Below are 2,477 nucleotides of genomic sequence, written 5' to 3' on the forward strand. Positions count from 1 at the left end.
CGGCTGCTACGTCGCATTGACCCCGACGTGGAGCGAATCGGCGTATCTGGCCGACTGGGTGCTGCCCATGGGACACGCCTCCGAGCGGCACGACACCCACTCCTACGAGCAGTACGACGGTCAGTGGATCGGATTTCGGCAGCCCGTGCTACGCACCGTGCGGCAGCGGCTGGGCGAGTCGATCACCGATACCCGCCAAGTCAATCCGGGCGAGGTGTGGGAAGAGAACGAGTTTTGGATCGAGTTGTCCTGGCGGATCGACCCGGACGGCAGCCTGGGCATCCGCCGATACCACGAGTCGCGAGCCCGGCCCGGCGAAAAGCTCACCGTCGACGAGTATTACGGCTGGATGTTCGAGAACTCCGTGCCAGGGCTGCCCGAACGGGCCGCACAGGAGCGTTTGACGCCACTGGAGTTCATGCGCCGTTACGGGGCGTTCGAGATTACGCGGGGTGTCGGCGCCGTCCACGAGCACGAGGTTCCCGCCGAGGAGTTGGTGGATCCGCATGTCAGCCCGGCCGGCCGGGTGTACACCGCCGCACCTGAAGACGACGCCGTCAATGTGGTTCCGATCGCGTCGCCAGAGCCCGATGCGCAGGGACGGCGAGCGGTCGGAGTGCGCGTGGACGATCGGGTCCTGCGGGGATTTCCGACTCCGTCGGGTCTGCTCGAGTTCTATTCGTCGACGCTTGCGGCATGGGGTTGGCCCGAGCATGCGCTGCCCGGCTACATCAAAAGCCACGTTCACCCCGATCGGCTTGCCGACGATCAGGTGGTGCTGCTCTCGACGTTTCGGGTACCCACTCAGGTGCACACCCGAACCGCCAACTCCAAGTGGCTCGACGAACTGGCCCACACGAATCCGGTATGGATTCACCCGGACGACGCGGCATGCTTCGGTATTGCAAACACCGGTGACCTGGTGCGGGTCGAGACCACGGTCGGGCATTTCGTCGCCAAAGCCTGGATCACCGAAGGCATCCGCCCCGGTGTGGTCGCCTGCAGCCATCACATGGGACGCTGGCGCACCGTGAACGAGCCGAACGGGATGCGCGCCATGATGGCCACCGTGGACCTGGACCGCGACGGGTCCGCCTGGTCGATGCGAAGGCTGCGGCCCGTCGAACCCTACACGAGCAGCGACCCTGATACGCAACGGATTTGGTGGGGTGACACCGGTGTGCACCAAAACCTGACGTTCCCGGTTCAGCCGGATCCGATCTCGGGAATGCACTGCTGGCACCAGGCGGTGCGGGTGATGCCGGCCGGCCGCGATGACCGGGCCGGCGACATCTGGGTGGACACCGGCAAAGCGCACGACGTCTACCGCCAGTGGCTGGCGATGACGCGCTCCGCACCGACCGTCACGCCCGATCGAACCCGGCGTCCGCACTGGCTGATGCGTCCCCTCAAACCATCCGTCGACGCCTACCGAATCCCAGCCCGATGACCACAGCAGATGTTGTGCCGCCGGTTACTACCGGCCGCTGCGAAATGCTCCGTGCGCTCGGCGCGATCGCCTACTCACCGCCGCCGGCGACCGATCGGCTGACCGACGCCCTGGGCCTTCCCCGCATCACCGCCGCCGACCACACCGAGGCATTCATCCTGGGGGCTCCGCCGCATGCGGCTATCCACCTGGGTCCCGAAGGCAAGCTGGGCGGACACGGGCTCGACCGGATCGAGGGATTCTGGCGCGCGGCCGAAGTGGATCCACCCGCCGACGCCGACCACCTCGGTGTGCTGTTGATGTGTTACGCCGGTCTGCAAGATGCCGGCACTGAGCATGATCGGTTCGTCGCCGATGCGCTGTTCTTCGAACACATCTGGTCCTGGGCGCCGGGTTATCTTTCCACCGTCACGGATCTGGGCTGCGATGCGATCACGGCGTGGGCAGACCTGGCCCTGGCGGTGCTGACCGAAGAGCAGCCGCGGATCCGGCTATTCGGGCGGCTGCCGCTGGCCCTTCGCACGGCTCCCGATCCACTGAACGTCGATTGCGGATTCGACGAGTTACTCGACGCCGTGGTCACACCGATCAGATCCGGAATGGTGCTCACCCACCGTGAGCTGTCGGTCGGGGCAGCGGCTATCGGCGTGGGATACCGGCGCGGGGAGCGCCGGTTCGCCCTGAAAGCGATGCTTAGCCAAGACAAGCGGGCCACACTGCGGTGGCTCTCGGGATACGCCCAAGCATGGGCGGCACGTCACGCCGAGCGAGGCGACCCAACCTCGCGGTGGTGGGCTGCCCGCGCTGGGCACAGTGCGGCAATATTGACAAAGCTCGCTGAGTCAGCGCCATGACTGACCGGCAGACCGTTGCTTCTCAGGTGCGCGCAGCTGTAGAGAGCGTTGTCGACCCGGAACTTCATCGTCAGCTCGGTGAATTGGATATGGTGCGACACGTCGACGTCGGCCGTCGCGGCCGGGTACGGGTCGACATCGCTTTGACCACCCCGAACTGCCCGATGTCCGAA

The 2,477-nt window shown here is 66.0% G+C and carries 3 protein-coding genes; all 3 read left to right on the plus strand.

The annotated features are described in order from the left end of the window. A partial coding sequence (locus AC2VOU_RS04930) for a molybdopterin dinucleotide binding domain-containing protein (RefSeq protein ID WP_486956351.1) occupies positions 1-1,450 on the plus strand: 1,450 nt, incomplete at its 5' end. Further along, on the plus strand, positions 1,447-2,304 hold the full coding sequence (locus tag AC2VOU_RS04935) for a molecular chaperone TorD family protein (protein WP_486956352.1): 858 nt from the start codon (positions 1,447-1,449) through the stop codon (positions 2,302-2,304). The genes AC2VOU_RS04930 and AC2VOU_RS04935, both read left to right, overlap by 4 nt. Beyond that, positions 2,301-2,477, plus strand: a 177-nt coding sequence (locus AC2VOU_RS04940) for an iron-sulfur cluster assembly protein (protein WP_486956353.1), incomplete at its 3' end; no start/stop codon positions are given. The genes AC2VOU_RS04935 and AC2VOU_RS04940, both read left to right, overlap by 4 nt.

This window comes from Mycobacterium sp. TH-M25 (genome assembly GCF_057473665.1).